The organism is Micromonospora sp. MA102, from assembly GCF_025460765.1.
Classification (GTDB): Bacteria; Actinomycetota; Actinomycetes; order Mycobacteriales; family Micromonosporaceae; genus Micromonospora; species Micromonospora halotolerans.
Genome location: NZ_JAMWEG010000001.1, coordinates 290412 through 310573, shown reverse-complemented (window position 1 = coordinate 310573; position 20162 = coordinate 290412). Strand labels below are relative to the sequence as shown.

Annotated in this window: 23 protein-coding genes and 1 pseudogene; 14 read left to right on the top strand and 10 right to left on the bottom strand. The window is 74.5% G+C overall.

What is annotated here, in order from left to right:
• Positions 1-54: 54 nt before the first annotated feature.
• The 5 genes from NFX44_RS01510 to NFX44_RS01490 all read right to left on the bottom strand — a co-directional run bounded on the left by NFX44_RS01510 (position 55) and on the right by NFX44_RS01490 (position 3626).
• A complete protein-coding gene (locus NFX44_RS01510; protein WP_262281639.1) occupies positions 55-549 on the bottom strand; it encodes a hypothetical protein in 495 nt (164 codons plus the stop codon).
• A 72-nt stretch (positions 550-621) separates the two neighbouring features.
• A complete protein-coding gene (locus NFX44_RS01505; protein ID WP_262281638.1) occupies positions 622-1185 on the bottom strand; it encodes a heme-binding protein in 564 nt (187 codons plus the stop codon).
• Positions 1186-1330: 145 nt separating this feature from the next.
• Positions 1331-1945 (bottom strand): hypothetical protein, encoded by a 615-nt coding sequence (locus NFX44_RS01500; protein WP_262281637.1) that lies wholly within the window; start codon positions 1943-1945, stop codon positions 1331-1333.
• Positions 1946-1947: 2 nt separating this feature from the next.
• Positions 1948-2730, bottom strand: coding sequence for an ABC transporter permease (locus tag NFX44_RS01495; RefSeq protein ID WP_262281636.1), 783 nt, complete (start codon positions 2728-2730; stop codon positions 1948-1950).
• Entirely contained in the window at positions 2727-3626 is a 900-nt protein-coding gene (locus NFX44_RS01490) for an ABC transporter ATP-binding protein (protein ID WP_262281635.1), read from the bottom strand. Before NFX44_RS01490 ends, NFX44_RS01495 begins: the two co-directional genes overlap by 4 nt.
• A 132-nt stretch (positions 3627-3758) precedes the next feature.
• Here NFX44_RS01490 and NFX44_RS01485 point away from each other — a divergent pair, with 132 nt between their 5' ends.
• The 3 genes from NFX44_RS01485 to NFX44_RS01475 all read left to right on the top strand — a co-directional run bounded on the left by NFX44_RS01485 (position 3759) and on the right by NFX44_RS01475 (position 6228).
• The gene (locus tag NFX44_RS01485; protein WP_262281634.1) at positions 3759-4997 is read left to right on the top strand and encodes a sensor histidine kinase; all 1239 of its coding nucleotides are present in this window, start codon (positions 3759-3761) and stop codon (positions 4995-4997) included.
• Entirely contained in the window at positions 4994-5671 is a 678-nt protein-coding gene (locus NFX44_RS01480; RefSeq protein WP_262281633.1) for a response regulator transcription factor, read from the top strand. The genes NFX44_RS01485 and NFX44_RS01480 overlap by 4 nt, the downstream gene beginning before the upstream one ends.
• Positions 5672-5775: 104 nt before the next feature.
• A complete protein-coding gene (locus tag NFX44_RS01475; RefSeq protein WP_262281632.1) occupies positions 5776-6228 on the top strand; it encodes a hypothetical protein in 453 nt (150 codons plus the stop codon).
• Positions 6229-6315: 87 nt separating this feature from the next.
• Here NFX44_RS01475 and NFX44_RS01470 read toward each other — a convergent pair whose 3' ends face one another.
• Positions 6316-7092: a D-Ala-D-Ala carboxypeptidase family metallohydrolase gene (locus tag NFX44_RS01470; protein ID WP_262281631.1), complete on the bottom strand. Its 777-nt coding sequence runs from the start codon at positions 7090-7092 to the stop codon at positions 6316-6318.
• 289 nt (positions 7093-7381) lie between these two features.
• Between NFX44_RS01470 and NFX44_RS01465 the strand changes: the two genes are divergently transcribed.
• Together NFX44_RS01465 and NFX44_RS01460 are read left to right on the top strand one after the other, a co-directional pair.
• Positions 7382-8023: a hypothetical protein gene (locus tag NFX44_RS01465; RefSeq protein ID WP_262281630.1), complete on the top strand. Its 642-nt coding sequence runs from the start codon at positions 7382-7384 to the stop codon at positions 8021-8023.
• A gap of 32 nt (positions 8024-8055) precedes the next feature.
• Entirely contained in the window at positions 8056-8520 is a 465-nt protein-coding gene (locus NFX44_RS01460) for a PPOX class F420-dependent oxidoreductase (RefSeq protein WP_262281629.1), read from the top strand.
• A gap of 2 nt (positions 8521-8522) precedes the next feature.
• On the opposite strand, the gene NFX44_RS01455 is transcribed toward NFX44_RS01460, so the two are convergent.
• Both NFX44_RS01455 and NFX44_RS01450 read right to left on the bottom strand, forming a co-directional pair.
• Complete coding sequence (locus NFX44_RS01455; protein WP_262281628.1) at positions 8523-9164, bottom strand: NAD(P)-dependent oxidoreductase; 642 nt, start codon at positions 9162-9164, stop codon at positions 8523-8525.
• A 68-nt stretch (positions 9165-9232) separates the two neighbouring features.
• Positions 9233-10465: a serine hydrolase gene (locus NFX44_RS01450; RefSeq protein ID WP_262281627.1), complete on the bottom strand. Its 1233-nt coding sequence runs from the start codon at positions 10463-10465 to the stop codon at positions 9233-9235.
• Positions 10466-10531: 66 nt separating this feature from the next.
• Between NFX44_RS01450 and NFX44_RS01445 the strand changes: the two genes are divergently transcribed.
• The 8 genes and pseudogenes from NFX44_RS01445 to NFX44_RS01410 all read left to right on the top strand — a co-directional run bounded on the left by NFX44_RS01445 (position 10532) and on the right by NFX44_RS01410 (position 16870).
• Complete coding sequence (locus NFX44_RS01445; RefSeq protein ID WP_262281626.1) at positions 10532-11125, top strand: pentapeptide repeat-containing protein; 594 nt, start codon at positions 10532-10534, stop codon at positions 11123-11125.
• Positions 11126-11177: 52 nt separating this feature from the next.
• Positions 11178-11630 (top strand): pyridoxamine 5'-phosphate oxidase family protein, encoded by a 453-nt coding sequence (locus NFX44_RS01440; protein WP_262281625.1) that lies wholly within the window; start codon positions 11178-11180, stop codon positions 11628-11630.
• A gap of 119 nt (positions 11631-11749) precedes the next feature.
• Positions 11750-12892: a hypothetical protein gene (locus NFX44_RS01435; RefSeq protein WP_262281624.1), complete on the top strand. Its 1143-nt coding sequence runs from the start codon at positions 11750-11752 to the stop codon at positions 12890-12892.
• A 120-nt stretch (positions 12893-13012) separates the two neighbouring features.
• Entirely contained in the window at positions 13013-13891 is an 879-nt protein-coding gene (locus NFX44_RS01430; RefSeq protein WP_262281623.1) for a hypothetical protein, read from the top strand.
• A 95-nt stretch (positions 13892-13986) separates the two neighbouring features.
• Positions 13987-14565 (top strand): annotated as a pseudogene (locus NFX44_RS01425) (IS607 family transposase).
• The gene (gene tnpB, locus NFX44_RS01420) at positions 14555-15943 is read left to right on the top strand and encodes an IS607 family element RNA-guided endonuclease TnpB (RefSeq protein ID WP_262281622.1); all 1389 of its coding nucleotides are present in this window, start codon (positions 14555-14557) and stop codon (positions 15941-15943) included. The pseudogene NFX44_RS01425 and the gene tnpB overlap by 11 nt, the downstream one beginning before the upstream one ends.
• Positions 15944-15998: 55 nt before the next feature.
• Positions 15999-16436, top strand: coding sequence for a nitroreductase family deazaflavin-dependent oxidoreductase (locus NFX44_RS01415; RefSeq protein WP_262281621.1), 438 nt, complete (start codon positions 15999-16001; stop codon positions 16434-16436).
• Positions 16437-16558: 122 nt separating this feature from the next.
• Complete coding sequence (locus NFX44_RS01410) at positions 16559-16870, top strand: hypothetical protein (RefSeq protein ID WP_262281620.1); 312 nt, start codon at positions 16559-16561, stop codon at positions 16868-16870.
• A 6-nt stretch (positions 16871-16876) separates the two neighbouring features.
• Here the strand turns inward: NFX44_RS01410 and dacB are convergent, their stop codons facing one another.
• Positions 16877-18460: a D-alanyl-D-alanine carboxypeptidase/D-alanyl-D-alanine-endopeptidase gene (dacB, locus tag NFX44_RS01405; RefSeq protein WP_262281619.1), complete on the bottom strand. Its 1584-nt coding sequence runs from the start codon at positions 18458-18460 to the stop codon at positions 16877-16879.
• 309 nt (positions 18461-18769) lie between these two features.
• On the opposite strand from dacB, the gene NFX44_RS01400 reads away from it, so the two are divergent.
• On the top strand, positions 18770-19051 hold the full coding sequence (locus NFX44_RS01400; RefSeq protein ID WP_262281618.1) for an iron-sulfur cluster assembly accessory protein: 282 nt from the start codon (positions 18770-18772) through the stop codon (positions 19049-19051).
• Position 19052: 1 nt separating this feature from the next.
• Here NFX44_RS01400 and NFX44_RS01395 read toward each other — a convergent pair whose 3' ends face one another.
• Positions 19053-20156 (bottom strand): beta family protein, encoded by a 1104-nt coding sequence (locus NFX44_RS01395; protein ID WP_262281617.1) that lies wholly within the window; start codon positions 20154-20156, stop codon positions 19053-19055.
• Positions 20157-20162: the final 6 nt, after the last annotated feature.

Genomic DNA, 20162 nt, shown 5'->3' with positions numbered 1-20162 from the left:
CGACCGCCGCCGTCGCCACCTGGCGCGATCGCGGGATCGCTCATCGCGCCGGGGTCAGGAGTCCCGGTAGAGGGGCAGGCCGAGGGCGACGCGTACCTTGTCGGCCTGCGCGCCGCCGTCGTGCGCGGCGGCGGCGCGGATCTCACGCATCAGCACCGCGGCGCTGCCGGCCTTGGCCGCGAGCTGCCAGTGCCGCAGCGCCACCTCGTTCTCCTTGAGCAGCGCGGCGATCGGGGCCTGCGCCTTCGCCGGCCAGACGGTGGTGCGGAGCTGCTCGGCGTGGGCGGCGTTGGTGCTGGCGACCGTCCCGGCCAGGCCCCGCACGGTCCGCCACGGCCGGCCGGCCTTCAACGCCGCCTCCAGCTCCTCCAGCGCCGTGTTGTACGGCGCCACGACGGCCAGGTACCGGCCCTTCGCCTCCTTGGCGGTGAGCGGGGCCGGCGCGGTCGGCGAGGGGCCCTCCCAGGCCGGCAGGACGGTCGTCTCGGCGCCGCCGCCGCAACCGGCGAGCAGCAGCACCAGGACCAGGGCGGCGGACCAGCGGCGCACGGGGTCTCCCATCCGGCGGGCAGCGGGGTCACCGAGTCTAAGGGTGGCCCGGGCGGCCGTGCCGGCCGCCGCCTAATCGGCGACCGGGAGCACGACCTCGTTACGCCGCAGGAACCAGGGCTTCCACGGCGGGTCGAAGCGGGCGTACCGGACGGCGCCGGTCGGGGTCAGGCCGGCGGCGGTGACCGCGCGACCGAGCGCCGTGGCCCGCCGCTCGAACGTCCGCGCGGTCCACCGGCCGGAGAACCGCATCGCCGCCGCGAGCTGCCCCGCGATCTCCCGGGTGGTGACCAGCGGGTCCGCCGGCTCGGGCAGCGTGGCCGGGGTGAACGCCGCCGGCATCACGAACTGCACCAGCCAGCTTCCCGGCCGGTCGCCCTCGATCTGCAGCACGGGGACCGTCATGGCGATCCGCTCCGAGCCGGCCGGTCCCGGCATGGCGGGAGCGGCCACTGGGACGGCCCGGCGCGACCGGTTCGCCCCGGAGAGGTACCGCGCCAGCGGCCGGAACGCCGCGCTGCCGGCGGACTCGAACGACCCGGCGACGCGGACCTCGGCGACCAGGTGGGCCGGGTAGCGGCGCAGCTCGAACCCCGGGTGACGGGCCACCACGCGGTACGGCTGCCGCTCGGTCATCGCACCCTCCCGCCCTCGGTGGTCCCACCGCCGACGCTACCGCCGCACGCCGTCCCGGTCCGGCGGACCGGGGACCAGCCGCCAGTACTGCCGCTTCCGCTCGTCCCGGACCACCACCCCGAGCCGGGCCAGCTCATCGCGCAGCTCAGCCGCCTCGCCGGCCCGGCCGGCGTCGACCGCCCGCTGCCGGGCCCGCAGCAGCGCGTCCGCCCCGGCCGGCAGCCCCGGCAGGCCCTCGACCCACCGCCGGTACGCCGACCCGTACGGGTCCTGCTCGACCCAGGGCCAGCCCTGCCCGGTGAACGCCGCGCGCCGCGCGCAGCCTCTCCCCGCTCAGGTCGGACGGCTCCCGGGCCAGCTCGCCGCCGTCGGCGTCCAGCAGCACCAGCGCCTTCCCGTCGTGGAACACCCCGGTGACCCCGGCCCGGGCGACGTCCCGGCCGTGGCCGTCCCGGTGCAGCCGGACCGAGGCACGCCCGACCGTCACGGTCAGCCGCTCCCGGGTGCCGAGCAACGCGAGCACCAGGCCGGCCAGCGCGACCACCCCCGCCCCCACCGGGTACGACCGCTCCGGCGGCCACCGGTGCAGCAGCGCGAACCAGCCCTGGAAGGGGAACCAGGGCAGGTCGGCCACCCAGCCGGACGCGGCGGTCAGCGCCGCGCCCAGCCCCGCCCCCAGCAGCGGGAACCCGGCCCACATGAGCACCAGCTCGCCGGCGCCGCCGCTGACCACGACGGCCTCGCCGGACCCCCGCGCCACGGTCAGGACACCTCCCGCCGCAGCGTGCGGACCAGCCCGGCGGCCAGCGGGACGAGCAGCCAGACGGCCAGCGACACCCCGAGCCGCCCCCACTGCCCGGCGGTCATGTCGGGGGTGAGCAGGGGTTCCATGGTCACCGAGGTGTCCAGCCACCGCGCCGGCTCGCGCAGCGCGCGGATCATCGCGGCGAGGACGCTCCACACGGTCGGCAGCAGCAGGTAGGTGACGATCGCCAGCGGGGTGTTCAGCAGCAGCAGACCGAAGCCCGCGCCCATCAGCACGTTCGCCACCTGAAACACCGCCGCGTACGGCAGCAGGTGCCAGTCGAAGGTCCAGGTCCCGGCTCCGCCGGTGGCCCGGGCGGCCAGCGTGCCGGCGGCCGCGACGGCGAGGCTGACCAGCACCGAGGCCAGCGCGGCGAGCACCACCGCGGCGAGCTTCGCGGTGACCACCCGCTCCCGGCGGGGCACCAGCGCAAAGGTGGTCAGCGCGGTGCGCTGGGACCACTCCGCCGTGATGGACAGGATGCCGAGCACCGGCAGGAGCAGCCCGACCGGGAACAGCGACGGTGTGAAGAAGGCGGTGAACGTCTGATCCGCGTCCTTCAGCACGAAGACCTGCACCGTCACGATGACGGCCGCGACCAGCCCGATGGTGACCAGGAGCCAGCGTCCGGCCCGGGTGTCGGCGAGCTTGCGCAGCTCCACCGCGGTCAGCCGGGCCAGCGAGGGACCGGCGGCGGTGGAGCCCCGCAGGGTGGGGGCGGGGGCGGTGACGGCGGTCATCGGACGGCCTCCTTCGTGGACGCGCCGGCGGTGAGGGTGAGGAAGAGCTGTTCGAGGCCGCCGCTGCCGGCCGGGCGCAGCTCGGTGAGGACCAGCCCGGCGTCCGCCGCGGCCTGGCCGACCGACTCCGGCTCGGCCCGGACGACGTAGCCGCCGTCGGTGCCGACGGTCGCCGGCAGGCCGGCCCGGTCCAGGGTGAGCCGCAGGGCGTGCTGGTCCCGGGCGCGGACCAGGGTGCCGGCGCCGGCCAGCAGTTCGTCCTTGCCGCCCTGGGCGACCACCCGGCCGGCGCCGATCACCACGAGCCGGTCGGCCACCGCCTCCACCTCGCGCAGCAGGTGCGAGGAGAGCAGCACGGTGCCGCCCCGGTCGGCGAAGTCGCGCAGCAGGCCGCGCATCCAGAAGATGCCCTCCGGGTCCAGGCCGTTGGCCGGCTCGTCGAGGATCAGCACCCGGGGGTCACCCAGCAGCGCCAGCGCCAGGCCGAGCCGCTGCCGCATGCCCAGGGAGTACGCCCCGACCCGCCGCCGCGCCGCCGTGTCGTTCAGCCCGACCAGGTCCAGCTTCGCGGCGACCTGCCCGCGCTCCACACCCATGGTGCGGGCGGCCAGGGTCAGCGCCTCCCGACCGGTCCGCCCGGCGTGCTGCGCGGAGGCGTCGAGCAGGACCCCGATCTCCCGCCCCGGGTTGGGCAGCTCCCGGTAGGGCCGCCCGGCCACCGTGGCGCCGCCCGCACTGGGCGTCGTCATCCCGCAGATCATCCGCATGGTGGTGGACTTGCCGGCGCCGTTCGGGCCGAGGAAACCGGTCACCGTGCCCGGTTCGCAGCGGAACGAGACATCCTCGACGGCGGTGTGCGGGCCGTACCGCTTGGTGAGGTGGTCGACTTCGATCATGCCGTCGAGCCTGCCGGGGCCACCCGGTCGCCCGCTGCGGCCGGCGGTCGGGAGCCGCCGATACCTCGGTCTATCCGCAGGCGTCGACTTTGGTAGCTGTCGGGGCCGCGACGGGCTTCCTAGCATGGGTGGATGAGCAGCGCCGTCGTACCCGATCACCCCTGGTTGCTGCCGGGATCTCTGGCGCCCACCGCGCGGGTGCCCCGGCGCACGCCCCGGGACTGGCTGGTCGACAGCCTGGCCTTCCTGTTCTCGGTGGCCTGGGTGCTGCTCTCCTACGCCGACTCGATGCGGCCCGAGCCGGAATTCGCGCTGAACCTCGGGCCGGGCTGGCTGAACCAGCTGGACCTGGCCATCGGGTTGCTGGTCAGCGCGGCCCTCTGGCTGCGCCGGCGCTGGCCGGTCGGGCTGGCCGTGGCCGCCGCGCCGCTGGCCCTCTTCTCGGTCACCTCCGGGATCGCGCTGCTGATCATCCTGTTCACGCTCGTGGTGCACCAGCGGCTCGCGGTGGCCCTGGCGCTGGTCGGCTGGCACCTCGTGACGACGCCGCTCTACCTGGCGATCCGCCCCGACCCGGTGCTGCCGTTCTGGGCGGCCGTGGCCTGGACCCTGCTCTTCATCGGCGGGACGGTGGCCTGGGCGCTGTTCGTCCGGGCCCGCCGCCAGCTCGTGCTGTCGCTGCGCGACCGGGCCGAGCGGGCCGAGGCCGAGCAGCAGCTCCGGCTGGACCAGGCCCGCCAGCTCGAACGCACCCGGATCGCCCGGGAGATGCACGATGTGCTCGCGCACCGGATCTCCCTGCTCAGCCTGCACGCCGGCGCTCTGGAGTTCCGCCCGGACGCGCCCCCGGAGGAGGTCGCCCGGGCGGCCGGCGTGATCCGGGCCAGCGCACACGCCGCGCTCCAGGACCTCCGCGAGGTGATCGGCGTGCTCCGCACCGAGCCGTCCGCCGAGGCCGCCCCCGAGCGCCCGCAACCCACCCTGGGCGACGTCCCCGCCCTGGTCGCCGAGTCCCGGACCGCCGGCGTACGGGTCAGCGTTGTGGACGAGGTCGCCGACCGGGCGGCGGTGCCGGCGGCGGTCGGGCGCAGCGCGTACCGGATCGTGCAGGAGGGACTCACCAACGCCCGCAAGCACGCACCCGGGGCGGTGGTGACCGTCCGGCTGGCCGGCGGCCCCGGCGACGGCCTGGCCGTGGAGATCCGCAACCCGTGGCCGGTCGGCGAGGCCGGCTCGCCGATCCCCGGCACCGGGACCGGGCTGGTGGGCGTCGCGGAACGGGTCAGCCTGGCCGGCGGCCGGCTCGACCACGGGCGGGACGCCGGCGGCGACTTCCGGCTCACCGCCTGGCTGCCCTGGGCCCCCGCGTGACCGCCGAGCCGCCCGTCCGGGTGCTGATCGTCGACGACGACGCGCTGGTCCGGGCCGCGCTGTCGATGATCCTGGGCGGGATGCCGGACGTGCGGGTGGTCGGCGAGGCCACCGACGGCGCCGAGGTGCCCGCCGCGGTCGCCGCGTACGCCCCGGACGTGGTGCTCATGGACATCCGGATGCCCCGCGTCGACGGGCTGGCCGCCACCGAGGCGCTGCGGGCGGCGCCGGACCCGCCCGAGGTGCTGGTGCTGACCACCTTCGACGCCGACGAGCAGGTGCTGCGGGCGCTGCGCGCCGGGGCGAGCGGCTTCCTGCTCAAGGACACCCCGCCCGCCGAGATCGTGGCGGCGGTGCGCCGGGTCGCGGCCGGCGAGGCGACCCTGTCCCCGGCGGTCACCCGCAAGCTCATCGCGCACGTGACCGCGCCGGTGCCCGCCCGGTCGGCGGACGACCGGCGGGAGCGGGCGCTGCGGCGGCTCGACGACCTGACCGAGCGGGAACGGGAGGTCGCCGTGGCGCTCGGGCGGGGCCGGAGCAACGCGGAGATCTCCGCGGAGCTGTTCATGAGCGTGGCGACCGTGAAGGCGTACGTGTCACGCCTGCTCACGAAGCTCGATCTGAACAACCGGGTCCAGGTGGCGCTGCTGGTGCAGGACGCCGGGCTGGTGTGACCGCCGGACGGGATTGAACTCCTGCCGGCGCGGGGCCGTACCAGTGGTCGAGGATGTGGTGCGGCCGGTCCGCCGCACCGCTGCCGAGCTGCGGGAGGCCTGCCGTGCGAGTTGGTGAGCAGTCGACGGATCCCATCGATCAGATCCTGGGTGAGGTGCCGGTGCCGGCGCCGCTGACCCCCGAGGACGTCCGCCTCGCGGTCCGGGCGGTGGTGGTGCACGCCGCCGAGGAGTGGCCCGCCGGACCGAAGTGCCGCAACGACGGGTCCGCGTACCCCTGCCGGCTGCACCGGTGGGGGCGGCGCGTGCTGGAGATCCACGGCCTCAACGAGCGCCAGATCGACGCGCTGGTGCGCCACGGGAACCCGTTCGTGCACGTGCCCTTCCCGTTCGTGCTGTCCGGGCCGTCAGCCGGCCGGCCGACGGCGCCCCCGTCCCCGCGCGGCCCGGCCGGCCGGGTCGCCGCACCTCCGGTGCGGCCCGCTCTCCGGCCCGGCGGTACCGGCCGGCCCGTGGCGCCCCCCGCCACCCGGCCGCGCTGGCCCCGGGCGAGCTGACGACCGTTCAGCGCCCCCGGGGCTGCCGACGGCGGCCCGGCGCAGGGAGCCCCCACCCCTGCGGCCGGGCCGCCCTCGACCATCGGCTCAGCTCACCCCGCAGTTCGGGGCGGACCAGGTGGTGGTGTTCGCCGACCGGTCCCGGTTGTTCTCCCGGCGGGAGTCCACGTGGACGTGGTCGCTGTGCCCCGGGTAGCCGGGGCCGAAGAGGCCGCTGAAGCCGTGACTGCGGGCCGACTGGGCCACCTGGCACAGCGTCCTGCTGCGGGAGACCACGTCGGCCGCGGTGCCGTAGAGGTGCTGGCTGTCCGAGGCGCCACCGACCTGCTGGTTGCAGGCGATGCTGCGGAAGGCGCTGTTGACGTAGAGCGGCGTGTCACCGAGGCTGCGGCGCAGCGCCTCCAGCTTCCACATGGTGCGCACCGCGTTCTCCCGGGTCGCGGTCGACGAGAGCGGACCCCCGCTCCACCCGCCCTTGCCGCAGCCGTTGTCGAGTTCGGCGTAGCTGAAGTGCTTCGGCGTGCAGTCGTTGTCCTGGAGGTCGTAGATCTTGGCGAAGGTCTGCGGGCCGGCGACGCCGTCGGCGGGCAGCCCGTACGCGGACTGGAAGCGGCGGACCGCGGCCGCCGTCTCGGGCCCGTAGATGCCGTCGACCCGGACGATGTCCCGGTACGCGGCCCAGCCCGCCACGCGGATCTGGAGTTGCCGGACGTCCTCCCCGGACCGCCCCTGGTAGAGGTTCCGGGGCCAGGTGTAGCAGCCGTCCGCGTGGGCCGCCGGCGCGGCGACGACCGTGGCGACCGCGGCCCCGGGCAGGGCCAGCGCGGCCGCGACCATGGCCCGCTTGAGCATGTTGATGCGCACTGCGTTCCTCCGAGTGGAGAGTGATGTGGGGTTGTGCCGGGACATCGACCGGTAAGTCCCGTACTTCCACCGTCGCAGCACTCCTGATGGTTCGTGGCAAATAACCGGAATTGCTCTCACATTAGGCCGTGACTGGGTATTAGCTGTGGATTGCGGTGATTGTGAAACACCCATTCGCGCCGGGAACCGCGTGTCCGTGACGGAACCCGTCAAGGGGCCCCACCGAGGGTGATGTCCCCTCGCCCTCGCCGCCCGGTAACGTCTGCCTCCGAGGCGGGGGAGGTGGGCGTTGGCGCGTGGTGGCGTCTTCTGCGTCGAGGGGCAGTGGCACCGGGACCTCAACGAGCGCGGCTCCGTCCTGCCCACCCTCGAACTGCTCGAACGGCTGGGCCGGATCCGTTTCATCCACAAGGACGCCGCCACCCGCGACGAGCTCTTCTACTTCCTCGACCGCTGGCTGCTCAAGCAGTACGCCGACTTCCGGGTCGGATTCTTCGCCATGCACGGCGAGCCGAGCCGGCTCTGCCTCACCGACTGGGACTCCGTCGAGCTGGCCGACGTCGCCGAGCGGATGGCCGGCCGCTGCGAGGGACGCCGCCTCTACTTCGGCAGCTGCTCGGTGCTGCGCGCCTCCGACGCCGCGCTGCGCGACTTCCTCGACGTCACCGGGGCCGCGCTGGTCTGCGGCTTCACCCGCGAGGTGGACTGGGTCGAGTCGGCCGCGTTCGAGACGGTGCTGCTCGACGTGCTGGCCAACGGGCAGCGGCACAACGCCGCCGAGCTGCGGATGGGCTCGGCCCACTGGGCGCCGCTCGCCTCGTACCTCGGTTTCCGGGTGATCTACGCGAACGGCCGCGCCTGGCGGGCCAGCGTGCGGCCGCGAGTGCCGGCGCAGGTCTCGCCGCGCCGCAGCGCCGGCCGTCCGCGGTGAGGCACGCCCGGCCCGCCTGGTAGAACCGAGGCATGGCACGCAGCATCGCGAGCAACACCCGGGTCGACCGGGACGCCCTCACCGAGTTCCTCCGCCCCCGGCACCGGGTCGTGCTCATGACGACCCGCGCCGACGGCCGCCCGCAGTCCTCCCCGGTCTCCTGCGGGGTCGACGCCGAGGGGCGGCTGGTGATCTCCACCTACCCGGAGCGGGCCAAGGTGACGAACATCCGCCGCGACCCCCGGGTCTCCGCGTGCGTGCTCTCCGACGACTGGAACGGGCCGTGGGTGCAGGTCGACGGCACCGCCGAGGTGCTCGACCTGCCGGAGGCGCTCGACCCGCTGGTCGACTACTTCCGCAGCATCTCCGGTGAGCACCCGGACTGGGACGAGTACCGCGAGGCGATGGTCAGGCAGGGCAAGTCGCTGATCCGGGTGACCATCGAGAGCTGGGGGCCGATCGCCACCGGCGGCTTCCCCGCGCGGCTGGCCGACTGACCTCAGTACGCGGCGGTGAACCGGGCGTTGCCGAACCGCGGGTTCTCGATCTCGTCGACGATCGCCACCGCCAGGTCCTCGTAGGTGAGCACCGACCGGCCCTGTGCGTCGGTGACCGGCTGGTCGGTGCCGGTCCGGTAGTGGCCGGTCCGCTCGCCCGGGTGGAACTCCAGCGGCGGCGGCGAGACGTACGTCCAGGTCACGCCGTCGGCCGAGGAGCGGTAGAAGTCCAGGGCGTCGGCCTGGCCCTGGGCCGAGTCCCGGTACTCCTCCGGGAAGTCCGGCTCGTCCAGGTACCGGGTGCCCTTCGGGGTCAGCAACGTCGCCCCGCCCCCGATGTGGATCACCCGGGGCGGGTCCGGCAGCTCGCGCAGCGTGTCGACCAGGGTCCGGGCCGCGTCGCGCCACAGCTCCCGCTCCCCGCCGCCGATGGCCACCACGAACACGTCGGCGTCCGCGGCCAGTTCCCGTACGCTCCGGGCCGAGGTCGCGTCACCGGTCACCGTGCGGACCCCGGGCGGCAGGTAGCTGGTCGCCTCCGGGCGGCGCACCGCCGCGGTGACCCGGTGCCCCCGCTCGACCGCCTCGGCGGCGATCCGGGAGCCCGCGGTGCCGCCGGCGCCGAACACGACGATGTCGCTCATGCTCCCCAGGCTAGGGAGCGGGCCGCCCGACCGGTGCCGTTCCGAGGAACCGGCCGGGCGTCGGGTGGTCAGTCGACCAGGGCCGAGTAGACGAGCTGGCGCAGCTGGGGGCGGAGCGGATAGGTGCTCGACGGCATGAGCTGGGTGAAGAGCAGCGCCGTGACCTCCTCCACCGGGTCCACCCAGAAGGCGGTGCTGGCCAGGCCGCCCCAGTAGTACTCGCCCACGCTGCTCGGCACCCGGGACGGCACCGGGTCGAGCATCACGGCGAAGCCGAGCCCGAAGCCGACCCCGTCGAGGATCGTCTCGGCGAAGCCCTCCGGGGAGAACGAGGCCAGGTCCCGGTTGCCGGGCAGGTGGTTGCGGGTCATGAAGCGCACCGTGCGGGGGCCGAGCAGGCGGACCCCGTCCAGCTCGCCGCCGCGCAGCAGGAACTGGGTGAACCGGTGGTAGTCGGCGGCCGTGGAGACGAGCCCGCCGCCGCCGGAGAGGCACTCCGGCGCGCGGAGCGCGTAGCGGCCGATCGCCTCGGCGCGGACCGCCTGACCGGTGGCCGGGTGCGGCGCGTAGAGCGCGGCCAGGCGCTTGGCGTCCGGCTCGTCGACCCACCAGCGGGTGTCGGTCATGCCCAGCGGACCGAAGATCCGCTCGGTGAAGAACGCGTCCAGCGACTGCCCGGAGACCACCTCGACCAGCCGGCCCAGCACGTCGGTCGAGACGCCGTAGTTCCAGCTGGTGCCCGGCTGGAAGAGCAGCGGCAGGCGGGCCATCCCGCGGGTCGCCTCGGCCAGGTCGGCCCCGGCCGGCACGCCCAGGTCGAAGCCCGCCGCCCGGTAGAGGCCGTCGACCACGTTGACCTGGGCGAAGCCGTAGGTCAGGCCGGCGGTGTGGGTGAGCAGGTGCCACACCCGGACCGGCTCGACCGCCGGCACCGTGTACGGCTTGAGCACCGAACCGCGGTCGTAGACCCGCACGTCGGCGAACTCCGGCAGCCAGCGGCTGATCGGGTCGTTCAGCTCGAACCGGCCCTCCTCCCAGAGCATCATGGCGGCCACCGAGGTGATCGGCTTGGTCATCGAGTAGATGCGCCAGAGGGTGTCCGGCTCGACCGGCGCGCCGGCCTCCCGGTCCCGCAGCCCGTAGGTGGCGGAGTGGGCGATCTCGCCCCGGCGGGTCACCACGATCTGCCAGCCGGCGAGCCGGCCGTCGTCGACGTACCTGCCGAAGTGCTCGTCGATCCGCGCCAGCCGGGCGGGGTCGAAGCCGATGCGGGCCGGGTCGGTGCTCACTGCGACGCTCACGACGCCGAACCTACCGGCCGGTACGGCGGGCGGGAAGTGTCGGCCGGACACACTAGTCTCGGGCGCATGCCGGAAGCCGCCGAGGACGTCACCTACCGCCACCAGGACTGGTACGCCGAGGAGCTGGTCGACCGGCACTTCGTCCGGTGCGAGTTCTTCCACGTCGACCTCACCGAGGCGGTCAGCCAGGGCGCCACCTTCACCGAGTGCGTCTTCGGCAACGTGGCCCTCAACTCCTCCCGGCACACCGACTCGGCCTTCACCCGCTGCACCTTCAAGCGCTGCAACCTCTTCGAGGCCGAGTTCACCGGCTGCAAGCTGGTCGGCAGCAGCTTCGAGCAGTGCGACCTGCGGCCGCTGCGGGTCGAGGGCGGCGACTGGTCGTTCGTCGCCCTGCCCGGTGCCGACCTGCGCGGCGTACGCATCACCGACGCGCGCCTGCGTGAGGCCGACCTGACCGGCGCCGACCTGACCGGCGCGGTGCTCACCGGCCTCGATCTCTCCGGCGCCCAGTTGCACGCCGCCAAGCTGAGCCGGGCCGACCTGCGTGGCAGCGACCTGACCGCGCTCGACCCGACGGCGGTCGAACGGGCCGGCGCGCTCGTCGACGCCGAGCAGGCCGTCGTGCTGGCGCAGGCGCTCGGCTTCGAGATCCGCTGACCGGCGCGGAAAAACGCCGCGGGTTGTCAGGTATTCCGGGCAGGCTGACCGCATGACATGGTGGTCCGACCTGGTGACGTCCGAGCCCGACTTCGCGGCGCGGGTGCGCGCCCGCTTCGCCGTCCGCAAGCACGGCACGATGGCGACCCTGCGGCGGGACGGCTCGCCGCGGATCAGCGGCACGGAGTTCGACTTCGCCGACGACGGGCAGCTCCGCCTGGGCAGCATGGCCGGCGCGTTGAAGGCGCTCGACCTGCGCCGCGACCCGCGGGTGGCGCTGCACAGCCCGACCGAGGACACCCCGGAGGACGACCCGACCGCCTGGGGCGGGGACGCGAAGATCGCCGGGCGGGCGCACGAGGAGCCGGCGGGCGAGAACGGCTCGCACCTGTTCCGCATCGAGGTGACCGAGGTCGTGCTCACCCGGGTCGGCGATCCGCCGGACCATCTGGTGATCGAGAGCTGGCATCCCGACCTCGGCCTGCGGCGGCGCGAGCGGCGCTGACCGGTGCTGTCGGGAAGATGCCTCCGGTCGACGGCTTCTCGAAGATCGAGGTGTGTGTCATCCTCCCTGCGGCGGGCCACGGGGACGGCCGCCGGCGCCGGTGGCCGAGGGAGGGGTCGGTGGCTGAGGACGAACTCACGCAGACCGGAATCCGGGTCGGGGGGTGGCTGCCGGCCGTACCGGCCGAGCCGGCCCGCGCGGCGGAGCCGCCGCCCGGACCCTGGCGGCTGGCCGGCGACCCGGACGCCCCGCCGCCCGCGCCTTCCGCCCCACCGGCCCCGGACCTGCCCGGCCGCGCCGACCCGGCCGTGCCCCCCGTTCCACCGATCCCGGACGTGCCCGGCCGCGCCGACCCGGCCGCGCCACCCGCGGCGGCGGCCAGGCCCGCCGCGCCGGTGCGGCACACCGCCCCCGAAGGCGTCACGGCCCGGTTCGCCGGGCTGGTCGGTCCGGCCGCGGCCAGGGTCCGCACCGCGGTCGGCGTCGCGCCCGACCAACCCACCCGGGTCGGGGTGGCCCGCGCCCGGCGTCGCCGGCGGCGGATGATCCTCGCCGGGGCGGCGCTGACCGCGCTGGTGCTGGTGCTGGCGTACGCCGGTCGGGGCGCGGAACCCGACGGCCGCCCGACCGTGCCGGCGGCCGCGCCCACGGCCCCGGCTCCGGCGCCGACCGCCGCGCCGCCGACCGTGGTGCCGGTGACCGGGAACCCGGCCCTGCCCGGCGGGCCGCTGCTGAACCTCGACCAGGAGCCGGTGCCGCCGTCGGTGTCCTTGACCGTGCTCGGCCACCGGGACTGGCTGCACTGGGGCGGCACCGGCGCGGCGAGCATCCAGCGCAAGCAGCGGGGCACCGGCGAGATCGGCGAGCTCGGCGGCGACCGCCTGGAACACAACGCCGGCGCCGCCGCTCTCACCTGGACGGACGGCACGCCGACGGCCCGGCAGGACGGGACCCGGTCCGGAGTCTTCCAACGTGGCGCGGGGAAGAGCTTCGCGCTGAGCGTGGCCGGCAGCGGCGACCTGCGGACCGTCCGGCTCTTCGTCGGCGCGTTCTCGGCCGGCGCCCGGCTCGACGTGCGGCTCTCCGGCGGCGGCGACCCGGCCGTCCGTGAGGTCGCCCTCGCGGCCGGGGACCGCTTCTTCCAGTACGTCGTCCATTTCCGGGCGCCGCGCGGCCAGCGGCTGCTGATCACCTGGCGGGCGCTCACCGTGGTGGGCGCGGAGAACGACGGGGTGACGGTGGAGGCCGTCACGGTGAGTTGAGCCGCCGTCGCTACCGATTGGTAACGAACTGGAAACTGCCCCCCGCCGACATATGGCGCACCGCGGCCCATGATGGAAACGTGAACCGGCGGCCGGAGCGCGGCGGTGAGCGGAGGTTCGGTGGGGCAGCAGGACCACGGTCGGGTCGGTGACCGGAAGTCGTACCCGCACGGGCAGACGCGGTCGGCGCTCCGCCGGCTCGCACGGGCCCGGCAACGGCGGCGCTGGCTGCTGGAGGCGCTGGCCGCGTTCGCCTGCCTGGCCGCGCTGGTGGCCTACCTCGGCACCGAGCGGCACGACACACCCCGCGAGGAGAGCGCCGTGCTGCCCGTCGCGCCGACCGGCCGGCCCGTGCTGCCGCCCCCGGGCGGCACGCAGCCGGGGGCCGTCACGCCCGGGCTGCGCCCCCGCCAGCGCCCACCCTCGCCCAGCCCGTCGCCGTCCACACCCGCGGTGCCGCCGACGCTGACCGTGAGCCAGGCCGACGTGCCCGCGCGGGTCGACCTCAGCGCGGTGGGCGCGGTCGACTGGGTCCAGTGGGGACACCTCGGCGCCCGGACGACGGTGCGCAAGCGGCACGGCTCCGGCGACATCCGCGACGAGGGCGGCCGGGGCCGCCGGCAGAGCTACAGCAACAACCCCGAGGCGTACGCCTGGCGCGACGGCGCCCCGGTCGCCTCGGCGGACGGCACCATGTCCGGCGTGTACACCTGCGACCGGGGCAGCGGCTTCACGCTGGCCGTGGCCGCGGACGGCCAGCCCCGCACCGTGCACCTCTATGCCGGCCTGTGGATGGCCCGCGCCCGCCTCGACCTGCGGATCTCCGGCGGCGGGCCGGCCAGCACGGTCCGCCTGGAGGACCCGCACACCGTGCGGACCGCCGACTTCACCATCCGGTTCCGCGCCCCGGCGGGCGCGAAGCTGCTGATGAACTGGACGGTCGAGGAATCACTGGGGGACTGCGGGAACGTCAGCCTCCAGGCGGTCGCGCTGCGCTGACCGCGATCGTCCGGTGCCAGGCGGCCGCCGGGGGCAGACAACAGGTAGTGCGGCAGTGATCTCTAGTGCCCTTTAAGACTTTTATGGTGGGAGGCGTGAATTTGAAGGAGTGGGCGGCGTCCCAGGGCGCCGCGTATGTGACCGCGCGGCGGCAGTACGCGGCGGGGGACGTTGCCTGTTCCGACGTATCGGATGGGCCGGCTCATCATGGTGGCTGAACCTCTCGCCGCGGCGGCTCCCAGTGGTGGGCAGACGGTGGTGTACGCCGGGTCTCGTCGGCTGACCAGCGGTTTGGGGTGGACCGGCAGGTGGCGCGGGTGACTGTGTGGGCGACTGGACAGCAGTTGGCGGTGTCTCGGGTGGTGACCGAGGTCGGGTCCGCGCTGAACGGACATCGCAAGAAGTTCCTCGCCCTGCTGCACGACCCGACGGTGACGGCCATCGTGGTAGAGCACCGGGACAGGTCCGCTCGCTTCGGCACCGAGTTTGTCGAGGCGGCCCTGGCCGCTCAGGGCCGTCGGCTGCTCGTGGTGGACCCGGCGGAGGTGGACGACGACCTGGTGCGGGATGTCACTGAGATCCTGACCAGCCTGTGTGCCCGTATGTATGGGCGTCGGGGCGCCGCCGAGCGGGTTCGGCGGGCCGTCGCGGCGGCAGCGGGCAATGGTGATTGATGTGATGGTGGTGCAGGCGTACCGGTTCGCCCTGGACCTGACGCCGCGTCAGGAACGAGCGGTGCTGGCGCACGCGGGTGCGGGTCGGGTGGCGTACAACTGGGCGCTTGCCCGGGTGAGGGCGGTTATGCAGCAGCGTGCTGCTGAACGCTCCTACGGCATCGCGGAGTCGGGCTTGACGCCGGCGATCGGGTGGTCGTTGCCGGCGTTGCGCAGGGCGTGGAATGCGGCCAAGCCGGACGTGGCGCCGTGGTGGGCCGAGTGCTCCAAGGAGGCGTTCAACACCGGCCTCGACGCGCTGGCCCGCGGGTTGAAGAGCTGGTCCGATTCGCGTACGGGTAAGCGGGCGGGGCGGCGGGTGGGGTTTCCGCGGTTCAAGTCCCGTCGCCGCAGCACGCCGTCGGTGCGATTCACCACGGGCGCGATCCGGGTGGAGCCGGACCGCAAGCACGTCGTGCTGCCCCGGCTGGGCCGGCTCAAGCTGCACGAGTCCGCCCGCAAGCTCGCCCGCCGCCTGGAAGCGGGCACGGCCCGGATCATGTCGGCTACCGTGCGCCGTGACGCCGGGCGGTGGCATGTCGCGTTCACCGTTGAGGTCGACCGGGTCAAGCGCATACCCGCGCGTCCGCAGGGGGTGCTCGGCGTGGACGTCGGGCTGAAGCACTTGGCGGTGCTGTCCACCGGCGCACTCCTGCCCAACCCGCGCCACCTTGAGGACGCGGCCCGTCGAATGCGGCGTCTCGCCCGGCGCCTGTCACGACGTGTCGGCCCGGATCGGCGTAGCGGCCAGCAGCCCTCGAGGCGGTGGGAACGCGCGCGCAGACAGGTGGCCCGGGCGCACGCGCGGGTGGCGAACCTGCGCCGCGACGGCCTGCACAAGCTCACCACCCGCCTCGCCGGCGAGTACGGCACCATCGTGGTCGAAGACCTCAACGTGGCCGGCATGCTCCGCAACCGGCGCCTCGCTCGGCGCATCGCCGACGCCGGCTTCGGCGAGCTACGCCGGCAGCTGGCGTACAAGACCACATGGAACGGCGGCCACCTCGTGGTGGCTGACCGCTGGTATCCCTCCAGCAAGACCTGCTCGGCCTGTAGCACGGTGAAAGCCAAGCTGGCCCTGTCCGAGCGCACCTTCACCTGCATCACCTGCGGCCTGGTCCTCGACCGGGACGTCAACGCCGCACGCAACCTCGCCGCGCTCGCGCGTGAGGCGACAACCGCCGGGAGTGGCCCGGTGGCAGGACGTGGAGCCGACTGTAAGACCCGCCTCGGCGGGCCGGTGGCCGTGAAACGTCAACCCGGAACCGCACAGGTGGGTAAGGCCGGGACCGTCCCGCATGGCGGGACTGCCAATCACATGCTCACCAGAGCACACTGAAAGGTAACGGTAGCGTGGGCCCGGCGGGCCGAGCGACGATCCGGGAGGGACACCGATGCCCACGAGCGAGCAGGTGCTGGACAGCCCCGAGGGCTGGGTGGCCGAGCACATCCGGCGATACGTCGAGACCGGCGGCGCGGAGGGCCACGAGTGGCGCCCCGGCGTCTTCACCCTGCTGCTGACCACCCGTGGCCGGCGCTCCGGCAAGCTGCGCCGCACCGCCCTGATCTACGGCCGGGACGGCGACGCCTACCTCGTGGTGGCCTCGCAGGGCGGCGCGCCGCAGCACCCCGCCTGGTACCTCAATCTGCTCGCCGATCCCGAGGCGCAGGTGCAGGTCGGGCCGGACACCTTCCCGGTCCGGGCGCGCACCGCGACGGCGGAGGAGAAGCCGCGGATGTGGCGCACCATGACGGCTGCCTGGCCGGCGTACGACGAGTACCAGACGAAGACCGACCGGGAGATCCCGGTGGTGGTGCTGGAACGCCTCTGACGCCCAGGCCGGGAGGTGCGGGCGAGACCCGGACGCGGGGACAGTTTGTCCGTCGCGGCCGGCGCCGGCCGCCGTAGGTTTCCGCTGTCACCGTCCGACCATCCGCTGTGGAGGCTCGACCGATGAGCAGCAGTGCCCGCGTCGTCCGTTCCCTTCCGCCGTCCGACGGCGACGTGCTGCGGGAGATCCCGCTGCCGCCGTACGTGACCGGCGAGGACGCCCAGTTCGCGGTGCGGGCGGTGGTGGTGCACGCGCCACGGCGCTGGTCCGGCGGGACGATCTGCCGGAACGACGCGAGCCCGCACCCGTGCCGGCTGCACCGCTGGGGTCGGCAGGTGCTGGCGCTGCGCGGCCTGCCGCCCGCGGAGATCGACGCGCTCATCGAGCGCGGCGACCCCGCCGCCGAGCCGGGTCCGCCCCGGCCCGGCGCCTGAGCGGGGTCAGCAGACCGCCGGCTTCACCCAGGAGCACTCCAGGCCCTCGGGCACCCGTGGCGAGTCCGGAGCCGTCGGCACCGCCACCCGTGCCGTGGTCGTCGCCTTCGCGCTGTACGAGGCCAGCGCGATGGCGATCTGGTCCTCCAACCCCTTGACCGACGAGGTCAGGTAGTTGTTGAGCACGACGGAGAAGGCCAGCACGTGCCCGTCGGCGTCGGTGGCGTAGCCGGACAGGCTGGACGCCCCGGTCAGGCTGCCGGTCTTGGCGTGCACGTTGTTGGCGGCCGCGGTGCCGGCCATCCGGCTGCGCAGCGTGCCGCCGACGAACCGCTGCGGATTGCCGGCCACCGGCAGGGCCGCGTACCAGGTGTCGAACCAGGGTTCGGCGCGGACCGCCGAGAGCAGCGCGACGAACTGGGCGGGCGGGATCATGTTGCGCCGGGACAGCCCGGAGCCGTCGCGCTGGCGCAGCGTCCCGGTGTCCATCCCGGAGTCGCCGACGTACTCGCTGATCGCGGTCAGCCCGGCGGCCCAGGTGCCGGAGCCGGAGAGCACCCGGCCCAGCTCCTTGGTGAGCACCTCGGCGTGGCCGTTGTTGGAGAGCTTGAGGAACGGCACCATGAGGTCGGCCAGCGGCATCGAGTCGTGCCGGGCGACCGGCTGGGCGTCGTCCGGGGTGGCCTGGCCGAGGACGGTCCTGCCGAGCACCCGGACCCCGTGCCGGCGCAGCGCGGACCGGAAGACGTCCGCGGCGTACCCGGTGGGTTCCCAGACCGTCATCCAGTCGCTCTCCTCGGCCTGGCCGACCGCGATCTGGCCGGTCACCACGATGGTGTTCCCACCGTGCTCGCGCTCGAAGGAGATCGTCGTCTCGCCGGTGGCGACCGTCTGGGCCCGGTTGTCGATGCGCAGCCATTCGTTGGCCGGCGTCATGGTGACCTTCGGCCGCGCGCCGGCCTGGGCGCCCGGCGCGGCGTGCACGATCACCGTGCCGGCGTCGTAGTCGGTGTCCGGGGCGACGGTCAGCGCGGAGACCTGTGCCGCGTAGTAGTAGGACTCGTCGTCCCAGGTCCAGTCCGGGCCGAGGCGGGTCCGGTCGTAGCGGGTGTCGTCCGCGACCAGGTTGCCGGTCACCACCCGTACGCCCGCGGCGGCCACCTGGGCGGCGAGCCGGTCGTAGTCCTCGGCCAGCATGGTCGGGTCGCCCCCGCCGCGCAGGTAGAGGTTGCCGGAGAGCAGCCCGGCCCGGCGGACCCCGTCGCCGGCCACGTCGGTCGTGAAGCGGTGCCCGGGACCGAGCAGTTCCATGGCCGCCGTCGAGGTGAGCAGCTTGGTGTTCGAGGCGGGAACCAGCCGCCGGTCACCGTTGCGGTCGTAGAGGGTCTCCCCGGTGGTGGTGTCGACGACGACCACGCCCGCCTGGGCCCCGGCCAGCCGGGAGTCGGCGAGGATCGCGTCGATGGTCGCGTGCAGCCGGGTCTGCGCGGGGGTGGGCGCTTCGGCCGTGGCGGTGGACGCGCCGGCGGTGGCCGCGGTGGCGACCAGCGCCAGCACCGCGAGCGCCCGGGGGAAGAGACGACGATGCATGTGTCGATGCTGCCATGGAGCTTTCCTCCAGAGAAGACTCCACGGCGAAAGTTATTGACGAACCCGGTGGATTACCCGCCCGACCGGGGAAGAAACATTCCCGGCCGCCGTCGTCGCCCGCCCGATGTCGACTGACCCGGCTCTATTTGACGGATGCCCGGGCAGGGGGCACCGTAGGCCTTGAGGGGCGTTCGACCTGCCCTGGTTTGCACGGCGAAGCCTGATTCGCCTTCCCGGGGTCCCGACCGGCCGCGCGGGCGCCGCATCGAGCCGCCCGCGATTCCCGAAGCAGACACGAGGAGTTCCGCCATGCTGACCATGACCGACAACGCCGTCCTGGTGATCCGCGACCTCGCCAACCAGCAGGACGTCGCCGAGGAGGGCGGCCTGCGGATCGCCGCCGACACCGACGCGGGCTCGCTCTCCATCGAGCTGGTCGAGCAGCCGGCCCAGGGCGACCAGGTTATCGACGACCAGGGGGCGCGCATCTTCCTCGACGCCGACGCCGCCGAGCTGCTCAACGACACCTCCGTGGACGCCACGGTCGACGACGAGGGCGTCGTGCAGTTCGGCTTCACCGACAAGGAGTGACTCAGCCGGCGCGGCGGGTTTCCCCACCGCGCTGCGGTCGGCCGGCGCGCCCCCGCTCGGGGACGTCCTGGCCGGCCCGCCACGGCACGCCGCGCTGCTCCCGCTCCGGCCGGAGCAGCATGGCCAGCACGTGCGCCAGGTGGTGCGAGGTGCTCCAGGCGATCCAGTTCGCCGGGGAGCCGGCACCCGCGCCGCGCCGCGCCCGACGCACGATCTCGTGGTCGCCCCACGAGAAGCTCGCGCCCGCGGCCGGCCAGTGCGGGGCCGCGACGAGCGTGCGGCACAGGTCGGCGAAACGGTCGTCGCCCCGGCCGCCCCGGCGCGACCACCGGTAGACCCACCACGCCCCGCTCGCGGTGTAGCGCAGCGTCGGCAGCCGGTCGCCGGACCCGTCCGCCCCGGGCACCGCGCAGCCCACGCCGTAGTCGCCGTAACCCACCCCGAGGTCGGCCAGGCGCTGCCAGAGCTGCCAGTCGAAGCGGTCCAGGCGTACCGGCTCGTCGGTCGGGAGCCGGGTGAGCGTCGGTGGCATCCCGCCGGCCGCCACCGTCACCGAGCGCCAGGCGTGCCGCCGGGCCCACTCCACGAGCCGCCCGAGCCGGGGTTCGGCCACCCGGACGTCGGCCGGGCAGCACACGTCCCCCGCGTCGACGAGCAGGTCGCACTGCTCCGGCACCAGCCGGGCCAGCCGCCACACGCGTTCCAGCGCTGCGGTTGTCGCGTCCGCGCCGGCCCGGTCCTGCCCGGTCCGCAGCCGGACCACGGCCCGCCGCGCGTACTCCCGGGCGGCGACGCCGTGCGCCACCAACCGCCGGTCGCCCTCCGCGAGGCCGATCACCGGCACCAGGGGCACACCCCAGCGGGCCAGCTCACTCTCCGCCGATTCCGGCAGCGTCGACACGTCGACGGCGGGAAGGAGCCCGGCCGGCAGCCGGCCGAGCATGTCCACAGTGCACGGATCCACCGCGTGGACGTCGATGACCGGGGCGAGCAGCGGAACGGAGCCGTCGTCGAGATGGGCCAGCGCCTCCAGCTCACCCCGGCGACCGGCCAGCACTGGGCGGTAGACCGGTTCCGCCGCCCGACCGCCGTGGGCGGGCACCATACTTCA